We start from the raw sequence: 18,467 nt of genomic DNA, 5'->3' as shown, positions 1-18,467 counted from the left end.
CGATCTTTTGATCTTGATCCTTAAAAAACCAGATCAAAAGATCGCAGCCTGCGGCAGCTCCTACAGGGGGTAGTGAGATCGCGTTCATCGGCTGAAATCAATTGCTCCTACACTCTCCCAATCTGTGCGATCTTCTCGCGATTGGCCTTCGTCGGAGTTGTTTGATGCTGTCTCTGCTGACTGAACACCCGTTGTTTTGCGCGTTGGTCCTGATCCTTCTCGATCTCGGTCTTTGGCGCCTGATCAGTTCCCGTGGCAGCGAATGGAAATTGCTGGTGCGCGTGCTGATTTTCACCCTGTTCAGCATCTTGCTGTTCAACGAAGGCCTCAACCCGATGGAGCCCGCGCCGTGGGCCGACAACGTGCCGCTGCACCTCGCGGCGACGGGGTTGCAGATCGGCTGGTGGCTGTTCGGCGCCCGCACCCTGACAGTATTGATCGGCGCCGTGATGATGCAGCGGGTCGGCCACACCGGGCGGCTGTTACAGGACTTGCTGGGGGCGGTGATTTTCCTCATCGCGATCATTGCGGCGCTGGCCTACGTGCTCGATCTGCCGGTCAAAGGCGTGCTGGCGACCTCCGGGGCGTTGGCGATCATCGTCGGTCTGGCCTTGCAGAGCACGCTCAGCGACGTGTTTTCCGGGATCGTCCTCAACACCACCAAGCCTTATCAACTCGATGACTGGATCTCCATCGACGGCACCGAAGGCCGGGTCACCGACATCGACTGGCGCGCCACGCGCCTGCAAACCAGCCAGGGCAGCATGGCGGTGATTCCCAACTCGCTGGCGGCCAAGGCCAAGATCATTAACTTCAGCCGGCCGAGCAACATGTTCGGCGTCGCGGTCAGCGTCCAGGTCAGCCCGCATGCGCGGCCCAGTTCTGTGATCGAATCGCTGGAACGGGCAATGCAGGGCTGCAGACAGTTACTCGATAACCCGGCGCCGAGCGTGGCGCTGAAAAGCTCCGGCAGCAGCGGCGCGGAATACGAGATCAGTGGTTTCGTCGCGTCGATGGGCGAGAAGCGCGTGGTGCGCAATCAGTTGTTCGACCTGGCGTACCGGCACTTGCAGGCGTCCGGGGTGAATTTGCTGTCGAGCGACGAAGCCAGCACACCGACCAACCTTTCACGGCCTCGGGCATTGCTCGACAGTTCGCCGATCTTCTCGACGCTACGTCAGGAAGAGAAGGAAACCTTCAGCCAGAACATGACCCTGCAAACCTTCCGTACCGGCGAGACGATTCTGGAGGCGGGGGAGGTCAGCGATCACTTGTTCATCATCGAGTCGGGCGTGGTCACAGTGACGCTGACCCGCCACGGCACGCCGTTCGAGTCAGGGCGCATGGGCCCGGGCGAAGTGATCGGCGAGGCGGGCATCCTGTCCGATTCCTCGGTGCCGGCCAAGTTTGCCGCGAAAACCTTCTGCGCCCTGTACCGCATCGAGAAGACTTACCTGAAACCCTGTCTCGACGCCCGCCACGACATCAACGACGCCATGAAAGCCTTGCTCGATTACCGCCTGCACAAGGCGCAATCGCTGACCGAGGAAGCGCCGGTGGTGGTGCCGAAAAAGGGCTTCCTGCAGTGGCTGCGCAGTCGCGCCTGAATGTTTTACGCGTAGGCGGCCAGTTTCTGTTCCAAGTGCAGACGCACTTGCGGCCACTCGTCGTCGATGATGCTGAAACGCACCGAGTTGCGCTTGCGTCCGTCCGGCATGATCCGTTCATGCCGGACGATGCCTTCCTGCTGCGCGCCGAGCCGCAGGATCGCCTGGCGTGACTTCTGGTTGTTCTCGTCGGTGGTGAACTGCACGCGCACGCAATCAAGCACTTCGAAGGCGTGGCGCAGCATCAGGTATTTGGCTTCGGTGTTGACGAAGGACTTCTGCCAGCTCGCCGAGATCCAGCTGCTGCCGATTTCCAGCTTGCGATTGAGCGGATCGATTTTCCAGAAGCGCGTGGAGCCGATCACTTCGTTGGTGTCTTTCAGCACGATGACAAATGGCATCACCGTGCCGGCGTCACGGCCATCGAGCGCTCTTTTCAAGTAACTGTCGACGGTGCTGGCCGAGGGCACAACGGTGACGGTGAGGTTCCACAATTCGCCGTCGGCAGCCGCATGGAGCAGGGCGGCGGCGTCGGAATACTCAAGCGGGCGCAGAAGGATGCGCTGACCTTGCAGCGTGGTTGGCATGGGATTCAGGTCTCGGCAGAGCGGGCGAAGGGCGAGCGCCTATTACGCCGCAGCGGACGGATCCGATGCAACCGCTGCGATGATCACGCGGTCACAATTTTCACAGCCCACGGGCAGGAGCCTCAGCCGATGAAAAACCTGCGGATCGCCACCTACAACGTCAACGGCTTACGCGCACGTTTGCCGAATCTGCTGGATTGGCTCAAGCGCGAGCAACCGGACATCGCCTGCCTGCAAGAACTCAAATCGGTCGACACGGCATTCCCCGCCGCGGAACTTGAAGCCGCCGGTTACGGCGCGATCTGGCAAGGCCAGGCCTCGTGGAACGGCGTGGCGATTCTCGCCCGTGACGCGCAGCCGCTGGAGAGCCGTCGCGGTTTGCCGGGCGATCCCGACGACAAGCACAGTCGCTATCTGGAAGCGGCGGTGCACGGCGTGCTGGTCGGTTGCCTGTACCTGCCCAACGGCAACCCGCAGCCGGGGCCGAAATTTGATTACAAACTGGCGTGGTTCGAACGGCTGATCAGCTACGCCAAAGACCTGCAAAGCAGCGATCACCCAGTGGTGCTGGCTGGTGACTACAACGTTGTGCCCACCGACATGGACATCTACAACACCCGCTCATGGCTCAAGGACGCGTTGCTGCAACCCGAGAGTCGCGAGTGTTATCAGCGCTTGCTCGATCAGGGCTGGACCGATTCGCTGCGGCATTTGTATCCCGAGGATCGGCTCTATACGTTCTGGGACTACTTCCGCCAACACTGGCAAACCAACTCCGGCCTGCGCATCGATCATCTGCTGCTCAACCGGGCGCTGAGTCCGTATCTGCACGAGGCCGGGGTAGACGCCTGGGTGCGCAATGAGCCGCATGCCAGCGACCATGCGCCGACGTGGATTCGTATCGGTTCACGCAAGAAACGCTAGCAGGCGATTGGCGAAATCAATTGTCGAACACACTGCCCGATCCCGTATACATGGCGACCATCAACGCAGTGAACTGCGGCCCCATGCATAAGGACCGAGCAATGAGCGAGCCACGCCTGACGAATCTGAAGCTGTACCTGCAACGCCTGGGGTTTGCTGCGCCGCCGGCACCGACCCTGGAAACGCTGCGCCAATTGCAGTGGCGCCACACCGGCGTATTCCCGTTCGAGAATCTGGCGACGATCACCGGGTCGCCGGTACTGATCGATCTGCCGTCCATTGAAGAGAAAGTCCTGCTCGGTGGTCGCGGCGGCTACTGCTATGAACTGAACCAGCTGTTTTTTGCCTTGTTGCTTGAGCTGGGCTTCGACGCACGCGCCATCAGCGGGCGGGTGGTGATGAATCAGCCGGAAGGCAGCTGGACGGCGCGCACGCACCGCCTGACGCTGGTGACCCTCGATGACGTGCGTTACATCACTGACGTCGGTTTCGGCGGCATGGTACCCACCGCGCCGCTGCTTCTCGATACCGAGGCAGAACAAACCACCCCGCACGAACCCTATCGCATCGAAAAACAAGCGGATGGCTACATGCTGCGCGCCAACGTCGCGGGCGAATGGCGGCCGATGTACCTGTTCGATCTGCAACGCCAGGAAGACATCGATTTCACCATCGGCAACTGGTACGTCTCGGCCCATCCCGACTCACCGTTTACTCAGCGCCTGATGGCGGCGCGTACCGGTGATGGCTGGCGCAAAACCCTCAACAACGGCAGTTTCGCCCTCCATCGCATGGGCGCGAGCAGCGAGCGGCGCGAAATCACCGAGGTGGCGGCATTGATTGAATTGCTGGAACAGGAATTCGACATTCACCTGCCGGACTTGCCGCAGGCACGGCATTCCCTCGAGCGAATGATCGTACCGGTTAAAGCCTAAGGCTTCGCGTCCGGCTCCAGCACCCGGCGAATTTCCACGGCCGCTGCCGACAATCTTTTCTCAAGACTCTTCAGGTCGGCGGCGGTAATGCCTTTGCTGAATTGCAGCGGATCGTCCTGATCGTGCTTTTCAGCATCGAGCAAGGCATGGCGCAGCGTGTTGTTGATCACCGTCTGATAACCAAAACCTTCGTTCTCCGCCACCGTGCGCGCGGCGTCGATAACAGCATCGTCGAGCATGATGGTGATGCGGGTTTTGCCCTTGGTGGACGCCACAGCGCCGCGTTTGCCCTGGGAGAAGTCATATTCGTCTTTCATCGGTCAAGCCTCCAGAAAATAGACGCAACGTTCGCTCGGTGTGGCGACACGTGCAGAAATGATTCGAACGACATTCGGCTCGCGATAGCTGTATGCAACGACCAGCAAGCGTCCCTTGGCGTCGAGACCGAGGGTGATCCAGCGTTGTTCGTCGTGGTCGTTGTCTTCAACGGTTATTGCTCGTTCGTCGTAAAAGACCGCTTCGGTCTCGGCGAGGCTGATGCCCCTGTGCTTGAGTTTGTTGGCTGCGTTCTTGCTTTTGTCGAACTGAATATCGATTAACTGCATTATGCATACTTTATATGTATAAAAAAGAGCGAGCCCGCACCGTCGGTCGCCATGAATCGTTCAGCGTAGTGGGGGCGGGCGAAGAAGCCGGAGGGGATGTGTTGCCGGATTTGTGGGCGATGGGAGCAGCGGGCTAGAAGCTTGGGTGGCTAACTATCCATTTTGTGACTGGTAAGTTGTATACAACTCTATGGACATTTGTCCTGAGTATTGAATACAGTGTGCGCATAACAAAAACCAGGGAACCCCCCACCATGAAAACGCCCCATGTTTCACACCAACGGCCCGAGGACGAAAATCTCGGGGTCGGCGCGAATATGGCTTACGGCCTGCAACATGTTCTGACCATGTACGGCGGTATCGTTGCGGTGCCACTGATCATCGGCCAGGCGGCCGGCCTGTCGCCGGCGGACATCGGTTTGCTGATTGCTGCTTCATTGTTTGCGGGGGGGCTGGCGACGCTGCTGCAAACCCTCGGTCTACCGTTTTTTGGCTGTCAGTTGCCGCTGGTACAGGGTGTGTCGTTTTCCGGTGTGGCGACCATGGTCGCAATCGTCAGCAGTGGCGGGGAGGGCGGCTTCCAGTCGGTGCTCGGCGCCGTGATTGCGGCGTCGCTGATCGGCTTGCTGATCACGCCAGTGTTCTCGCGCATCACCAAGTTCTTCCCGCCATTGGTTACGGGCATCGTGATCACCACCATCGGCCTGACGCTGATGCCGGTGGCCGCACGCTGGGCGATGGGCGGCAACAGCCACGCGCCGGACTTCGGCAGCATGCAAAACATCGGTCTGGCGGCAGTCACGCTGGTGCTGGTGTTGCTGCTGAGCAAGGTCGGCAGCTCGACCATCTCGCGTCTGTCGATCCTGTTGGCCATGGTGATCGGTACGATACTGGCGGTATTCCTCGGTATGGCGGACTTCGCCAACGTCACCACCGGGCCGATGTTCGGCTTCCCGACGCCGTTCCACTTCGGCATGCCGACGTTCCACTTTGCCGCGATTTTGTCGATGTGCATTGTGGTTATGGTGACACTGGTGGAAACCTCGGCGGACATCCTCGCCGTCGGTGAAATCATCGGCACCAAAGTCGATTCCAAACGCCTGGGCAATGGCCTGCGGGCAGACATGCTGTCGAGCATGTTTGCGCCAATCTTCGGTTCGTTCACCCAGAGTGCCTTCGCCCAGAACGTCGGCCTGGTGGCGGTGACCGGGATCAAGAGCCGTTACGTGGTGGCCACCGGCGGTGTGTTCCTGGTGATCCTCGGCCTGCTGCCGTTCATGGGCCGGGTCATTGCGGCGGTACCGACTTCGGTACTCGGCGGCGCCGGTATCGTGCTGTTCGGCACCGTGGCAGCGAGTGGCATTCGCACGCTGTCGAAGGTGGATTACCGCAACAACGTCAACCTGATCATCGTCGCTACCTCAATCGGTTTCGGCATGATCCCGATTGCTGCGCCGAACTTCTACGATCACTTCCCAAGCTGGTTCGCGACCATTTTCCATTCGGGCATCAGCTCGTCGGCGATCATGGCGATCCTGCTCAACCTGGCGTTCAACCACTTCACGACCGGTAACTCGGATCAGCAGTCGGTGTTTGCGGCGGCGGAAGAGCGGACTCTGCGATATCGCGATCTGGATGCGCTGCGCGAAGGCGATTACTTCAGCGACGGCAAACTGCATGACTGCGACGGCAATGAAGTGCCAGTGATCGAGCCGGATGACCATGATCATGGGCATGGCGCGCCGAAAGTTCAGGTGAAGAGCAGCGAGCATGTCTGACGGCTGCAACTGAATAGGAAAGGGCCGATCTGTTTTGTACAGGTCGGCCCTTTTTCATTTCGAGATCAAAAGATCGCAGCCTGCGGCAGCTCCTACATGAGAACACCAATCCCTGTAGGAGCTGCCGCAGGCTGCGATCTTTTGATCTTTCCGAGCGCCCACAAAAAAGCCCCTGAATCTTGCGATTCAGGGGCTTTGCTATTTGGCTCCACAACCTGGACTCGAACCAGGGACCCAATGATTAACAGTCATTTGCTCTACCAACTGAGCTATTGCGGAATTGGTGCGTATGTTACTGATTCAAAAAGAGAAGTCAAGCGTGAGATGTAAAAAACTGCGATTCATCAGGATGGACGGTGGTTTGTCAGCGATTGGCGGTTACCAGAATCGCAACAGAGGTCTACCATGGCCGCCCGGAAGTGGTCACACGCGCTACCGGCCATCCGCCGAAAAAGGTACGCGCCATGAACTACACAGCCCGTAAAAAACAGGTGCTCGCATGAGCATCACGCAAATCAGCCTGCCCAAAGGCGTCGGCCCCCATGCCGAAAAACTCTTCGACGCAATTACTCAGGCCAGCACCGCTGAAGAACTGAACCGCGCCGGCGGCAAGGCAGAAGGTTTTGTCCTCGGTCTGGAAAGCGCCAAAGCGATCAAGAGCCAGATCGCCGAATCGATGTATGTCGCCTATGACGATGCCGCCACCCAGCGCGCCAGCGAACTGGCCTAACTGCCGAAGGTGATGGTGCCGAGCAGCAGTTTGGCGTAAGCCGCCGTCACCGCCAGTTGTACCAGCCACAATGCCAGGCCACCGAGAAACACCCCGGCCGCGACTTGCAGTACCAGGCTTTTTTCGCGCTTGGCCGGGGTGCGAGGGATGAAATCATCCAGATCGTCACGGTCGGCGCGCAGGTTGTCGTTTTTCATTGGGCTTCTCACAAGGTTCTCGGGTGTACACAAAAACCTGTAGGAGTGAGCCTGCTCGCGATAGCAGTGTGTCAGACAGTGATGCTTCGGCTGACAGGGCGCTATCGCGAGCAGGCTCACTCCTACAGTTTTGGATTTGTGTGCAGTTTAGAGGGAATGTTGCATTCCTTCGGACAAATAAAAAACGGGAAGCCCCAAGGCTTCCCGTTTTTCGTCACGCGGCGTTATCAGATGACCTGAACGATCGCGTCCGTCACAGCCTTGATGTTGCTCTGGTTCAGCGCTGCCACACAGATACGACCGGTATCCAGTGCGTAGATGCCGAACTCGTTACGCAGGCGATGCACTTGTTCAGTGGTCAGGCCGGAGTAGGAGAACATGCCGCGCTGACGACCGACGAAGCTGAAATCGCGGCCCGGTGCTTTCTCGGCCAACAGGGCAACCATCTGCTCACGCATGCCGCGAATGCGCAGACGCATTTCGGCCAGCTCGGCTTCCCACTGCGCACGCAGTTCCGGGCTGTTCAACACCGCAGCAACGATGCTTGCACCGTGAGTTGGCGGGTTAGAGTAGTTGGTGCGGATCACGCGTTTGACTTGCGACAGCACACGCGCGCTTTCTTCTTTCGACTCGCTGATGATCGACAGCGCGCCAACGCGCTCGCCGTACAGCGAGAACGACTTGGAGAACGAGCTCGAGACGAAGAAAGTCAGGCCGGATTCAGCGAACAGGCGCACAGCAGCGGCGTCTTCGTCGATGCCGTCGCCGAAACCCTGGTAAGCCATGTCGAGGAAAGGCACGTGACCTTTGGCTTTAACCACTTCCAGCACGTTGTTCCAGTCCGCCGGGGTCAGGTCGACGCCGGTCGGGTTGTGGCAGCAAGCGTGGAGGATGATGATCGAGCCGTTCGGCAGAGCGTTGAGGTCTTCGAGCATGCCGGCACGGTTAACGTCGTGGGTGGCAGCGTCGTAGTAACGGTAATTCTGCACCGGGAAACCGGCGGTTTCGAACAGTGCGCGGTGGTTTTCCCAGCTCGGGTCGCTGATCGCCACAACGGCGTTCGGCAGCAATTGCTTGAGGAAGTCGGCACCGATTTTCAGGGCGCCAGTACCGCCGACGGCCTGAGTGGTGATGACGCGACCGGCGCTGATCAGCGGCGAGTCGTTGCCGAACAGCAGCTTTTGCACGGCCTGGTCGTAGGCAGCGATGCCATCGATCGGCAGGTAACCGCGCGAAGCGTGTTGAGCAGCGCGAACGGTTTCGGCTTCGATCACGGCGCGCAGAAGTGGAATTCGCCCCTCTTCGTTGCAGTACACGCCAACGCCCAGGTTGACCTTGGTGGTCCGGGTATCGGCGTTGAATGCTTCGTTGAGGCCCAGGATTGGATCGCGGGGTGCCATTTCGACAGCGGAGAACAGGCTCATTATTACGGCGGCTCTGAATGGAGTGTGGAGGGACGTGTCGCGCTCCAGCCGAATGCACTAGAGCGGTGCACAAACGGGGAGCTAGTATAGAGGCCATTACTGAGCGATGGCGACAGGCGAATCGGCTTTTACAGCAAGTTTTTCCGATTATTTCTTGACCGTTAGTCGATTGGCCATGTCAGAGTCTTTACCGGATGTAGGACGTTTGCCTTGAAAGGTGAGGCAATCGCCACCACATTGAGCACAATCCAGGTTTTTTCTTGCGCGACACCGGTCGTTTGCGGTCGTCCCCGTGGTGCTCCGCTTTGCTCGGAAAGCCGCGATCCCAGAGGTGTATATGTCCGAATTCCAGCTCGTCACCCGCTTCGAGCCCGCCGGCGACCAGCCGGAAGCCATTCGCCAATTGGTCGAGGGCATCGAAGCCGGCCTGGCGCACCAGACGCTGCTCGGTGTGACCGGCTCGGGCAAGACCTTCAGCATCGCCAATGTCATCTCGCAGATTCAGCGCCCGACACTGGTGCTGGCGCCGAACAAAACCCTCGCCGCGCAGTTATACGGCGAATTCAAGGCGTTCTTCCCGAACAACGCCGTTGAATACTTCGTGTCCTACTACGACTACTACCAGCCCGAAGCCTATGTGCCGTCGTCCGACACCTTCATCGAGAAGGACGCGTCGATCAACGACCACATCGAGCAAATGCGCCTGTCCGCGACCAAAGCCTTGCTGGAACGAAAAGACGCGATCATCGTCACCACGGTGTCGTGCATTTACGGTCTCGGTAGCCCGGAAACTTATCTGAAGATGGTCTTGCACGTCGATCGCGGCGACAAACTCGATCAGCGTGCGCTGCTGCGCCGTCTGGCCGACTTGCAATACACCCGCAACGATATGGATTTTGCCCGTGCGACCTTCCGTGTTCGCGGCGACGTGATCGACATTTATCCGGCGGAATCCGATCTGGAAGCGATTCGCATCGAGCTGTTCGATGACGAAGTCGAAAGCATTTCCGCGTTCGACCCGCTGACCGGCGAAGTCATCCGCAAAATGCCGCGCTTCACCTTCTACCCGAAGAGCCACTACGTGACGCCTCGGGAAACCCTGCTCGACGCCATCGAACACATCAAGGTCGAATTGCAGGAACGCCTCGAATACCTGCGCAGCAACAACAAACTGGTCGAAGCTCAGCGCTTGGAACAGCGCACCCGTTTTGACTTGGAAATGATCCTCGAACTGGGTTACTGCAACGGCATCGAAAACTACTCGCGTTACCTGTCCGGGCGTCCGGCCGGTGCCGCGCCGCCCACCCTTTACGATTACTTGCCGGCGGATGCCTTGCTGGTGATCGACGAATCCCACGTCAGCGTGCCGCAGGTCGGCGCGATGTATAAGGGCGACCGTTCGCGCAAGGAAACCCTCGTCGAATATGGTTTCCGCCTACCGTCCGCACTGGATAACCGGCCGATGCGTTTCGATGAATGGGAAGGGGTGAGCCCGCAGACCATTTTCGTTTCGGCGACGCCCGGCAACTACGAAGCCGAGCACGCCGGGCGTGTGGTCGAGCAACTGGTGCGTCCGACCGGGCTGGTCGATCCGCAGATTGAAGTGCGTCCGGCGCTGACGCAGGTCGACGATCTGCTGTCGGAAATCTCCAAGCGCGTGGCCATCGAAGAGCGCGTGCTGGTCACCACGCTGACCAAGCGCATGGCCGAAGACCTTACCGATTACCTCGCCGATCACGGTGTGCGCGTGCGTTATCTGCACTCGGACATCGACACCGTCGAGCGCGTCGAAATCATTCGCGACCTGCGCCTCGGCACGTTCGATGTGCTGGTCGGCATCAACCTTCTGCGAGAAGGTCTGGACATGCCAGAAGTGTCGCTGGTGGCGATTCTTGATGCGGACAAGGAAGGTTTCCTGCGCTCCGAGCGTTCGTTGATCCAGACCATTGGCCGCGCTGCGCGTAACCTCAATGGCCGGGCGATTCTTTACGCCGATCGCATGACCGGTTCGATGGAGCGGGCGATTGGTGAAACCGAACGTCGTCGCGACAAGCAGATCGCGTTCAACCTGGAAAACGGCATCACCCCGAAAGGCGTATTCAAGGACGTCGCCGACATCATGGAAGGCGCCACCGTGCCCGGCTCGCGCAGCAAGAAGCGCAAAGGTATGGCCAAGGCTGCCGAAGAAAACGCCAAGTACGAAGCCGAATTGCGTTCGCCGAGCGAGATCACCAAGCGTATTCGTGCGCTGGAAGAGAAGATGTATCAGCTGGCACGGGATCTGGAGTTTGAAGCAGCGGCGCAGATGCGCGATGAGATTGCCAAACTGCGTGAACGCCTTTTGGCTGTTTGATTTGTGCTGTCTGGTCGGGCCTCATCGCTGGCAAGCCAGCTCCCACAAGGATTGATGGCGTACACGAAATTTGTGAACACCAAAGAAACCTGTGGGAGCTGGCTTGCCAGCGATGGGGCCAGACCAGGCACAGCAAATATCAGTGGGATTCCCCAGCCTTCAATCCTTGTGGCAATTTCTTGGTCAATAAGATCGCCAGCATGCTGATCCCCAGCGCAATCCCGACAAAGTGAAACGCATCGTTGTAAGCCATGATCGCCGCCTGCTGATGGACGATCTCACTCAGCTTGCCCAGCGCCGCCGTGTCACTGCCAAACCGGTCCGTCATCGATGCCAGGCGCTCGGCCACCTGCGGATTGGTCGGCACCACCGCCTCGCGTAAATAATCGAAGTAAGTCTTGGTGCGCGCGTCCAGCAGCGTCGCCAGCAGAGCAATACCGATCGCACCGCCAAGGTTACGCAAAATGTTGAACAGACTCGACGCCGACCCCGCGTCCTGCGGCAGGATGTACGCCGTGGCAATCAGGGAAATGGTCACCATGATCAACGGCTGCCCCAGCGCGCGAATGATCTGAATCTGATTGAACTGCGGCCCGGCGAAATCCGGGTTGAGCACCCCCGACGAAAAACTTGCCAGACCAAACAAGCCAAACCCGAGCGTGCACAGCCATTTTGGCGAAATGAACTTCATCAGTTTCGGCACCAGCGGAATCAGGAACAGCTGCGGCACACCCATCCACATGATCACTTCACCGATCTGCAGCGCGTTGTAGTTCTGGATCTGCGCCAGGTACAGCGGCAACAAATAGATCGAGCCGTACAACCCGACACCCATGCCCAAACTGGAAATACTCGATAAACCAAAATTGCGATTGCGCAGAATGCCAAGGTTGATCAGCGGATTGGGTTTGGAAATCTGCACGATCACAAACGTGATCAAACTCACCAACGCAATGCTACCCAGCGTCACGATCAGGCTTGATTCGAGCCAGTCCTTGCGATGGCCTTCCTCAAGGAAAACCTGCAAGCAACCGAGGCCGATACCCAGCGTGAGGATGCCGGTGTAGTCGGTGCTTTTCAGCAGTTCCCAGTGCGCTTCTTTCTTCTCCAGCCCGTACATCAAACCGGCGATCATGATCAGCCCCGGCGGAATGTTGATGTAGAAGATGTATTCCCAACCCCAGTTTTCCGTGAGCCAGCCGCCCAGCGTCGGGCCGATCGACGGCGCAAAGGTCGCGGTCATGGCGAACATCGCCATGCCTTTGGCGCGGTGGTGTTCGGGGAGTTTGATCAGGGTGAGGGTGAATGCCAGCGGGATCAGCGCGCCGCCAGTGAAGCCTTGCATGGCTCGAAAGACGATCATGCTCTCCAGGCTCCACGCCATCGAACACAGCAGCGATGAAACCAGAAACCCCAGCGACACCCACACCGCCAAGCGTCGGGCTGAAAGCAGCTGCACCAGCCACGCGGTCAGCGGGATCATGATGATTTCCGCGACGAGATAGGAAGTGGAAATCCACGAACCTTCTTCCAGCGTCGCCGACAACGCGCCTTGAATGTCCTTCAGCGAAGAGTTGGTGATCTGGATGTCGAGTACGGCCATAAAAGCGCCGAGCATCACGCTCATCACTGCGATCCAATCGCGCCGGGTCGGTTCGCCGACCGGGCGGATCAGCGAATCACCGGCCATTGCCCGGGGCGTCTTTGATGTTCACGGTGGCGGTGGCGGACATGCCCGGGCGGATCTTGCCGTGCAGCGGGTTATCGGCTTTGAAGGTCAGTTTCACCGGAATCCGTTGCACGACTTTGGTGAAGTTGCCAGTGGCGTTGTCCGGTGGCAGCAGGCTGAACTGCGCGCCGGACGCGGCGAACAGACTGTCGACCCGCGCTTCGATCGGCGTGTCGCCGTAGGCATCGAAGGTCAGCTCGGCTTTCTGACCGGGTTGCATGTGGCCGATCTGGGTTTCCTTGAAGTTGGCCTGTACCCAGATGTCTTCGTCCGGGACGATCGACAGCAAATAGGCGCCGGCCTGCACCACTTGACCATTGCGCGCGGCGCGTTGGCCGACCAGGCCGCTGATCGGTGCGTGGATTTCGCTGCGGGTCAGGTTGAGTTCGGCTTGCGCGAGATCGGCGCGGGCGTTGGCGATCTGCGCGTCGAGGCGTTTGATTTCAGCGTTCAGGGCGTTGACCTGTTGGCGCTGGCCCTGTGCATCCGCCTGCGCCTTGGCCACTTGCGAGCGAGCAATGTGGGCGTCGGCGGAGAGGGTGGTCACGCGTTCTTCGGAAACGTAACCGGGTTTGCGCAGGGTTTCTGCGCGCGACAAATCCATCTGGGAGCGGCCAAGCGTGGCTTGGGTGGTCGCTACTTGCGCATCGCTGGCGGCGATCAGGCTCGATTGCTGGGTCAGTTTGCTCTGCGCTTGCAGGCGTTCGGCTTCGCGGGTGGCGAGGGCGGCATTCGCGCGGTCGACCGCCAGGCGGAAATCATTCGGTTCGAGGCGTACCAGCAATTGGCCTTTTTCCACGTGCTGATTGTCCTGCACCAGCACTTCATCGATGCGCGCGCCCAATTGGCTCGACACACGGGTGATCTCACCCTGGACATAGGCGTTGTCGGTGCTTTCATAAAAGCGTCCCTTGAAAAACCAGTGGGCGAAGAAACCCCCGGCAATCAGCAGGACGAGCAGCAGGAAAATCAACAGGCGACGCTTGAGTTGGGCAGGCATGGGGCAAACTGTAGTCGAGGAATTGTAAGGAAAGTTATCAGCAGGCAAATTTGGCATACAGCCGATAAACGGTAAATGCCATCTGCTGATATTCCGCCATTCATCACGGCTTACGGGCATTACAGACGCAAACTTGACTTAAATGCCCTGCCTGCTGGAGCGGGGCGGGTGTCGCCTGTTACCATTCGCCGCTTGATTGTTTTGCTTTTCATTCTTTTCGAGACATGCCATGACCACCGTCCGCACTCGCATCGCGCCATCGCCTACCGGGGATCCCCACGTAGGTACCGCTTACATCGCATTGTTCAACTACTGCTTTGCCAAGCAGCATGGTGGTGAGTTCATCCTGCGGATCGAAGACACCGACCAGTTGCGTTCGACCCGCGAGTCCGAACAGCAGATCTTCGACGCGCTGCGCTGGTTGGGCATCGACTGGAGCGAAGGCCCGGACGTTGGCGGCCCGCACGGCCCGTATCGCCAGAGCGAGCGCGGCGACATCTATCAGAAGTACTGCCAGCAACTGGTCGATATGGGCCATGCGTTCCCATGCTTCTGCACTGCTGAAGAACTCGATCAGATGCGCGCCGAGCAAATGGCTCGCGGCGAAACGCCACGCTACGACGGTCGCGCGCTGCTGTTGTCGAAAGAAGAAGTCGCGGCCCGTCTGGCCGCCGGCGAACCGCACGTGATCCGCATGAAAGTGCCGAGCGAAGGCGTTTGCGTGGTGCCGGACATGCTCCGTGGCGACGTCGAGATCCCGTGGGATCGCATGGACATGCAAGTGCTGATGAAGACCGACGGCCTGCCGACGTACTTCCTCGCCAACGTCGTTGACGATCACCTGATGGGCATTACCCATGTATTGCGCGGCGAAGAATGGCTGCCATCGGCACCGAAACTGATCCTGCTCTACGAATACTTCGGCTGGGAACAACCGGAGCTGTGCTACATGCCGCTGCTGCGTAACCCGGACAAGAGCAAGCTGTCCAAGCGCAAGAACCCGACCTCGGTGACGTTCTACGAGCGCATGGGCTTCATGCCGGAAGCGATGCTCAACTACCTCGGCCGCATGGGCTGGTCGATGCCGGACGAGCGCGAGAAGTTCTCGCTGCAGGAAATGGTCGACAACTTCGACCTCAAGCGCGTCTCGCTGGGCGGGCCGATCTTCGACATCGAGAAACTGTCGTGGCTCAACGGCCAGTGGCTGCGTGATCTGCCGGTGGAAGAGTTCGCCAGCCGCTTGCAGACCTGGGCATTGAACCCGGAATACATGATGAAGATCGCGCCGCTGGTGCAGGGTCGCGTTGAAACCTTCAGCCAGGTTGCACCGCTGGGCGGGTTCTTCTTCGCCGGTGGCGTCAATCCGGATGCCAAGTTGTTCGAATCGAAGAAGCTCTCCGGCGATCAGGTGCGTCAGTTGATGCAGTTGATCCTGTGGAAGCTGGAAAGCCTGCGTCAGTGGGAGAAGGACAACATCACCGCGACGATTCAGGCAGTGGTCGAATCGCTGGAGCTGAAACTGCGTGACGCGATGCCGCTGATGTTTGCTGCGATCACCGGTCAGGCGAGTTCGGTGTCGGTGCTCGATGCGATGGAAATCCTCGGCCCGGACCTGACCCGTTTCCGTCTGCGCCAGGCGATCGACCTGCTGGGCGGCGTGTCGAAGAAAGAAAACAAAGAGTGGGAAAAGCTCCTGGCCGCCATCGCCTGATAGCCTAGCCCCCCTGTAGGAGCTGCCGAAGGCTGCGATCTTTTGATTTTGGCTTTTAAAAACCAGATCAAAAGATCGCAGCCTGCGGCAGCTCCTACAGGGCATGCTTTATCCCAAGTCCCGGATTTTCGGGAGGAGGGCGGTAAGTGATTGTTATGCCGACGAAAAACTTTGAAAAATTTCAAAAATAAGTTTGACAGGCTTTCGATACGCCCTTAAGATTCGCCCCGTCCTCAGCGATGACATCAACGATGAGGGGCTATAGCTCAGCTGGGAGAGCGCCTGCATGGCATGCAGGAGGTCAACGGTTCGATCCCGTTTAGCTCCACCAATTTTACACTTCAAGGCCTGGCCACACCGGCCTTGAAGCGATCAACACTCAGCGTTGATCAGTTGTATAGAAGGGTTTGCGTCCCCTTCGTCTAGTGGCCTAGGACACCGCCCTTTCACGGCGGTAACAGGGGTTCGAGTCCCCTAGGGGACGCCAGTTTTACAGAAGTGATGTTGCAAGATGTCACTCCGCCGCGAGGCGAAAAATCCGGGGCTTTAGCTCAGCTGGGAGAGCGCCTGCATGGCATGCAGGAGGTCAGCGGTTCGATCCCGCTAAGCTCCACCAATTTTACAGTTCAAGGTCTGGCCACACCGGCCTTGAATCGATCAGCACTCAGCACTGATCAGTTGTATAGAAGGTTTGTGTCCCCTTCGTCTAGTGGCCTAGGACACCGCCCTTTCACGGCGGTAACAGGGGTTCGAGTCCCCTAGGGGACGCCACGATTACCCGCTCTGCGGGATTTTATAAGGGTCATTCAATTATTGAATGGCCCTTTTGTTTGTCTGGCGTTTGGCCAATTCTCCTTTTCCTAAACTGTGCTTCAGACCAGCGGTCATATTCTTGACTTGCAGATTATTATTATGCGAATAATATTCTATTCGTAATATTCGGAGGCAACGATGAACGATAAAAAAGCTCAAACCCGCGAACGCATCCTCAAGGCCGCCAGCTCCGCGCTGATCCAGCGCGGCCCGGCAGACCCAAGCGTGGGCGAAGTGATGGGCGCAGCCGGCCTCACGGTCGGTGGCTTCTATGCGCACTTCGAAAGCAAGGACGCGATGATGCTCGAAGCGTTCAAGCAATTGCTCGGTCGCCGCCGCGACCTGATTGCCGACATGGACAGCGAACTGACCGGCGAAGAGCGTCGCGCGCTGGTCGCAGCGTTCTATCTGTCGCGCAAGCACCGTGATTCCAGTGAGGCGGCGTGCCCGATTCCTGCCTCGATCGGCGAGTTGGGGCGTTTGCCGGATTCGTTCCGCCTCGCGCTGAACGAACATCTGGAGTTGATGGTTGCGCAGTTGGCCTCCAGCCCTGAGGACACCGACAAAGCCTTGGCCGACATGGCCTTGATGGTGGGTGGTCTGGCGCTCGCACGAGCACTGGGCCCGGGTGATTTATCTGATCGATTGCTGCGCGCGGCCAAGTCGGCGGTGCGTTGACCTGAAGGCAGCAGGCCTGAGGAGAGAGCGATGAACACGTTGAAGTGGGTTCGTGGCGTTAATGGCACCTTGGGCTGGATTGCACCGCAACGAGTGGCGAGCAAAATGCGCCTGGCGTTCATGACGCCGCGCGCGCTGCCACTGCGCGATTGGGAGCTGCCGATGCTGGCCAGTGCCGAGCGCATCACGCTGCGCTTCGGGCTTTCGGCATTGCGCTGGGGCCAAGGCCCTGCCGTGCTGCTGATGCACGGTTGGGAAGGGCGCCCCACCCAGTTCGCCGCGCTGATCACTGCGCTCGTCGATGCCGGTTATACCGTTGTTGCACTCGACGGCCCGGCCCACGGTCGCTCACCGGGACGTGAAGCCAACGTCGTCCTTTTTGCGCGCGCCATGCTTGAAGCCGCCGCCGAACTGCCGCCGCTGCAAGCCGTCATCGGTCACTCGATGGGCGGCGCCAGCGCCATGCTCGCCGTGCAATTGGGCCTGCGTACCGAAACCCTCGTCAGCATCGCTGCGCCGGCGCGAATTCTCGGTGTACTGCGCGGCTTCGCCCGCTACGTCGGTATGCCGCCCAGAGCGCGCTCCGCGTTTATCCGCCAGGTCGAGCAAGACGTCGGCATGCGCGCCGCCACGCTGGATGTCGCCCACTATCAATTGGATATGCCGGGCCTGATCGTGCATGCCGAGGACGACAATTTTGTCTCGGTCAAAGAGTCGCAACTGATCCATGAATCCTGGTTCGATAGCCGTTTGCTGCGCCTTGAAGGTGGTGGTCATCAGCGTGTGCTGGCCGACCCTCGGGTGATTGATGGCGTGTTATCACTGCTGGCCGGTCGCAGCCTTCAGGCGCGCCAATCGGCGTGAGCTCCGTTACACTGCCCCGGTTGAATAACTGACCGGGAGTGGGGCATGGGCTGGGATCGGGCAACGCCGTTTACCATTGATCTGCAAGTAGGCGCCGAGGACATCGACGGGCTGGGCCACGCCAATAACGCGGTGTATGTGACCTGGCTCGAACGCTGCGCCTGGCGCCATTCGCAGCGTCTGGGGCTGGATCTGGTCGAGTACCGGCGTCTGGATCGGGCGATGGCCGTGGTCCGTCACGAAATCGATTATCTGGCCGCCGCCTATGAGGGCGATGAACTGCAGTTGGCAACCTGGATCGTCGATTGGGATCAGCGCCTGAAAATGACCCGGCATTTCCAGCTCAAGCGCCCGAGCGACAACACCACGCTGCTGCGCGCGCAAACCACCTTCGTCTGCATCGAGCTGTCCACCGGCAAGCCCAAGCGCATGCCTGCCGAATTCATCGAAGGCTACGGCCCGGCGATCCAGCTCCCCGCCTGACCCGCCCTCTGCCTCGAACTCTGCTCTAACTCATGTAGGAGCTGCCGCA

Annotated in this window: 17 protein-coding genes and 5 tRNA genes; 14 read left to right on the top strand and 8 right to left on the bottom strand. The window is 59.2% G+C overall.

The features are described 5' to 3' along the window. Positions 1–164 precede the first annotated feature (164 nt). Positions 165–1,607 (top strand): mechanosensitive ion channel family protein, encoded by a 1,443-nt coding sequence (locus PMI37_RS17185; RefSeq protein WP_008083047.1) that lies wholly within the window; start codon positions 165–167, stop codon positions 1,605–1,607. A gap of 5 nt (positions 1,608–1,612) precedes the next feature. On the opposite strand, the gene PMI37_RS17180 is transcribed toward PMI37_RS17185, so the two are convergent. Further along, on the bottom strand, positions 1,613–2,194 hold the full coding sequence (locus PMI37_RS17180; RefSeq protein ID WP_008083035.1) for a GNAT family N-acetyltransferase: 582 nt from the start codon (positions 2,192–2,194) through the stop codon (positions 1,613–1,615). A 129-nt stretch (positions 2,195–2,323) separates the two neighbouring features. Between PMI37_RS17180 and xth the strand changes: the two genes are divergently transcribed. Beyond that, positions 2,324–3,118 (top strand): exodeoxyribonuclease III, encoded by a 795-nt coding sequence (gene xth / locus PMI37_RS17175; RefSeq protein ID WP_008083033.1) that lies wholly within the window; start codon positions 2,324–2,326, stop codon positions 3,116–3,118. 101 nt (positions 3,119–3,219) lie between these two features. Then, positions 3,220–4,053 (top strand): arylamine N-acetyltransferase family protein, encoded by an 834-nt coding sequence (locus PMI37_RS17170; RefSeq protein ID WP_008083032.1) that lies wholly within the window; start codon positions 3,220–3,222, stop codon positions 4,051–4,053. Here PMI37_RS17170 and PMI37_RS17165 read toward each other — a convergent pair. After that, positions 4,050–4,370 carry a BrnA antitoxin family protein gene (locus tag PMI37_RS17165; RefSeq protein ID WP_008083030.1) on the bottom strand — a complete coding sequence of 107 codons (321 nt, stop codon included), beginning with the start codon at positions 4,368–4,370 and terminating at the stop codon, positions 4,050–4,052. The genes PMI37_RS17170 and PMI37_RS17165 overlap by 4 nt on opposite strands. A gap of 3 nt (positions 4,371–4,373) precedes the next feature. Continuing rightward, positions 4,374–4,658, bottom strand: coding sequence for a BrnT family toxin (locus PMI37_RS17160; RefSeq protein ID WP_008083028.1), 285 nt, complete (start codon positions 4,656–4,658; stop codon positions 4,374–4,376). 254 nt (positions 4,659–4,912) lie between these two features. Between PMI37_RS17160 and PMI37_RS17155 the strand changes: the two genes are divergently transcribed. Further along, positions 4,913–6,436: a nucleobase:cation symporter-2 family protein gene (locus PMI37_RS17155; RefSeq protein ID WP_008083026.1), complete on the top strand. Its 1,524-nt coding sequence runs from the start codon at positions 4,913–4,915 to the stop codon at positions 6,434–6,436. 203 nt (positions 6,437–6,639) lie between these two features. On the opposite strand, the gene PMI37_RS17150 is transcribed toward PMI37_RS17155, so the two are convergent. Beyond that, positions 6,640–6,715, bottom strand: a tRNA-Asn gene (locus tag PMI37_RS17150). Positions 6,716–6,935: 220 nt separating this feature from the next. On the opposite strand from PMI37_RS17150, the gene PMI37_RS17145 reads away from it, so the two are divergent. Continuing rightward, positions 6,936–7,166 (top strand): hypothetical protein, encoded by a 231-nt coding sequence (locus tag PMI37_RS17145; protein ID WP_008083020.1) that lies wholly within the window; start codon positions 6,936–6,938, stop codon positions 7,164–7,166. On the opposite strand, the gene PMI37_RS17140 is transcribed toward PMI37_RS17145, so the two are convergent. Next, entirely contained in the window at positions 7,163–7,363 is a 201-nt protein-coding gene (locus PMI37_RS17140; protein ID WP_008083017.1) for a hypothetical protein, read from the bottom strand. The two genes, PMI37_RS17145 and PMI37_RS17140, sit on opposite strands and share 4 nt — an antisense overlap. A 227-nt stretch (positions 7,364–7,590) precedes the next feature. Continuing rightward, positions 7,591–8,787 (bottom strand): amino acid aminotransferase, encoded by a 1,197-nt coding sequence (locus PMI37_RS17135; RefSeq protein WP_008083015.1) that lies wholly within the window; start codon positions 8,785–8,787, stop codon positions 7,591–7,593. A gap of 337 nt (positions 8,788–9,124) precedes the next feature. Between PMI37_RS17135 and uvrB the strand changes: the two genes are divergently transcribed. Then, positions 9,125–11,140 carry an excinuclease ABC subunit UvrB gene (gene uvrB / locus PMI37_RS17130; protein ID WP_008083013.1) on the top strand — a complete coding sequence of 672 codons (2,016 nt, stop codon included), beginning with the start codon at positions 9,125–9,127 and terminating at the stop codon, positions 11,138–11,140. A gap of 139 nt (positions 11,141–11,279) precedes the next feature. On the opposite strand, the gene PMI37_RS17125 is transcribed toward uvrB, so the two are convergent. Next, positions 11,280–12,770, bottom strand: a complete 1,491-nt coding sequence (locus PMI37_RS17125) for an MDR family MFS transporter (RefSeq protein WP_171057366.1) — start codon at positions 12,768–12,770, stop codon at positions 11,280–11,282. Between the two features lie 49 nt (positions 12,771–12,819). Continuing rightward, positions 12,820–13,869, bottom strand: coding sequence for an HlyD family secretion protein (locus PMI37_RS17120; RefSeq protein ID WP_008083010.1), 1,050 nt, complete (start codon positions 13,867–13,869; stop codon positions 12,820–12,822). A gap of 229 nt (positions 13,870–14,098) precedes the next feature. Between PMI37_RS17120 and gltX the strand changes: the two genes are divergently transcribed. The 8 genes from gltX to PMI37_RS17080 all read left to right on the top strand — a co-directional run bounded on the left by gltX (position 14,099) and on the right by PMI37_RS17080 (position 18,418). Further along, positions 14,099–15,580, top strand: coding sequence for a glutamate--tRNA ligase (gene gltX / locus PMI37_RS17115; RefSeq protein WP_008083009.1), 1,482 nt, complete (start codon positions 14,099–14,101; stop codon positions 15,578–15,580). A 255-nt stretch (positions 15,581–15,835) separates the two neighbouring features. Next, positions 15,836–15,911 (top strand) — tRNA-Ala (locus PMI37_RS17110). 80 nt (positions 15,912–15,991) lie between these two features. Further along, positions 15,992–16,067: transfer RNA gene (locus PMI37_RS17105), tRNA-Glu, on the top strand. A 53-nt stretch (positions 16,068–16,120) separates the two neighbouring features. Next, a tRNA-Ala gene (locus PMI37_RS17100) sits at positions 16,121–16,196 on the top strand. Between the two features lie 79 nt (positions 16,197–16,275). After that, positions 16,276–16,351: transfer RNA gene (locus PMI37_RS17095), tRNA-Glu, on the top strand. Positions 16,352–16,531: 180 nt separating this feature from the next. Continuing rightward, positions 16,532–17,071, top strand: coding sequence for a TetR/AcrR family transcriptional regulator (locus PMI37_RS17090; RefSeq protein ID WP_008083008.1), 540 nt, complete (start codon positions 16,532–16,534; stop codon positions 17,069–17,071). Between the two features lie 30 nt (positions 17,072–17,101). After that, positions 17,102–17,935 (top strand): alpha/beta fold hydrolase, encoded by an 834-nt coding sequence (locus tag PMI37_RS17085; RefSeq protein ID WP_008083003.1) that lies wholly within the window; start codon positions 17,102–17,104, stop codon positions 17,933–17,935. 45 nt (positions 17,936–17,980) lie between these two features. Further along, on the top strand, positions 17,981–18,418 hold the full coding sequence (locus PMI37_RS17080) for an acyl-CoA thioesterase (protein ID WP_008083001.1): 438 nt from the start codon (positions 17,981–17,983) through the stop codon (positions 18,416–18,418). Positions 18,419–18,467 lie beyond the last annotated feature (49 nt).

It is taken from the genome of Pseudomonas sp. GM80 (assembly GCF_000282515.1).
In the GTDB taxonomy this organism is placed as follows: Bacteria; Pseudomonadota; Gammaproteobacteria; order Pseudomonadales; family Pseudomonadaceae; genus Aquipseudomonas.
The sequence above is the reverse complement of the archived record's forward strand: the minus strand, read 5'-3'. Positions and strand labels throughout refer to the sequence as shown.

What these genes read in the sequence shown, in the direction of transcription:
- PMI37_RS17185 (WP_008083047.1), top strand. Translation starts at nt 165, where the DNA reads ATGCTGTCTCTGCTGACTGAACACCCGTTGTTTTGCGCGTTGGTCCTG.
- PMI37_RS17180 (WP_008083035.1), bottom strand. Translation starts at nt 2,194, where the DNA reads ATGCCAACCACGCTGCAAGGTCAGCGCATCCTTCTGCGCCCGCTTGAG.
- xth (WP_008083033.1), top strand. Translation starts at nt 2,324, where the DNA reads ATGAAAAACCTGCGGATCGCCACCTACAACGTCAACGGCTTACGCGCA.
- PMI37_RS17170 (WP_008083032.1), top strand. Translation starts at nt 3,220, where the DNA reads ATGAGCGAGCCACGCCTGACGAATCTGAAGCTGTACCTGCAACGCCTG.
- PMI37_RS17165 (WP_008083030.1), bottom strand. Translation starts at nt 4,370, where the DNA reads ATGAAAGACGAATATGACTTCTCCCAGGGCAAACGCGGCGCTGTGGCG.
- PMI37_RS17160 (WP_008083028.1), bottom strand. Translation starts at nt 4,658, where the DNA reads ATGCAGTTAATCGATATTCAGTTCGACAAAAGCAAGAACGCAGCCAAC.
- PMI37_RS17155 (WP_008083026.1), top strand. Translation starts at nt 4,913, where the DNA reads ATGAAAACGCCCCATGTTTCACACCAACGGCCCGAGGACGAAAATCTC.
- PMI37_RS17145 (WP_008083020.1), top strand. Translation starts at nt 6,936, where the DNA reads ATGAGCATCACGCAAATCAGCCTGCCCAAAGGCGTCGGCCCCCATGCC.
- PMI37_RS17140 (WP_008083017.1), bottom strand. Translation starts at nt 7,363, where the DNA reads ATGAAAAACGACAACCTGCGCGCCGACCGTGACGATCTGGATGATTTC.
- PMI37_RS17135 (WP_008083015.1), bottom strand. Translation starts at nt 8,787, where the DNA reads ATGAGCCTGTTCTCCGCTGTCGAAATGGCACCCCGCGATCCAATCCTG.
- uvrB (WP_008083013.1), top strand. Translation starts at nt 9,125, where the DNA reads ATGTCCGAATTCCAGCTCGTCACCCGCTTCGAGCCCGCCGGCGACCAG.
- PMI37_RS17120 (WP_008083010.1), bottom strand. Translation starts at nt 13,869, where the DNA reads ATGCCTGCCCAACTCAAGCGTCGCCTGTTGATTTTCCTGCTGCTCGTC.
- gltX (WP_008083009.1), top strand. Translation starts at nt 14,099, where the DNA reads ATGACCACCGTCCGCACTCGCATCGCGCCATCGCCTACCGGGGATCCC.
- PMI37_RS17090 (WP_008083008.1), top strand. Translation starts at nt 16,532, where the DNA reads ATGAACGATAAAAAAGCTCAAACCCGCGAACGCATCCTCAAGGCCGCC.
- PMI37_RS17085 (WP_008083003.1), top strand. Translation starts at nt 17,102, where the DNA reads ATGAACACGTTGAAGTGGGTTCGTGGCGTTAATGGCACCTTGGGCTGG.
- PMI37_RS17080 (WP_008083001.1), top strand. Translation starts at nt 17,981, where the DNA reads ATGGGCTGGGATCGGGCAACGCCGTTTACCATTGATCTGCAAGTAGGC.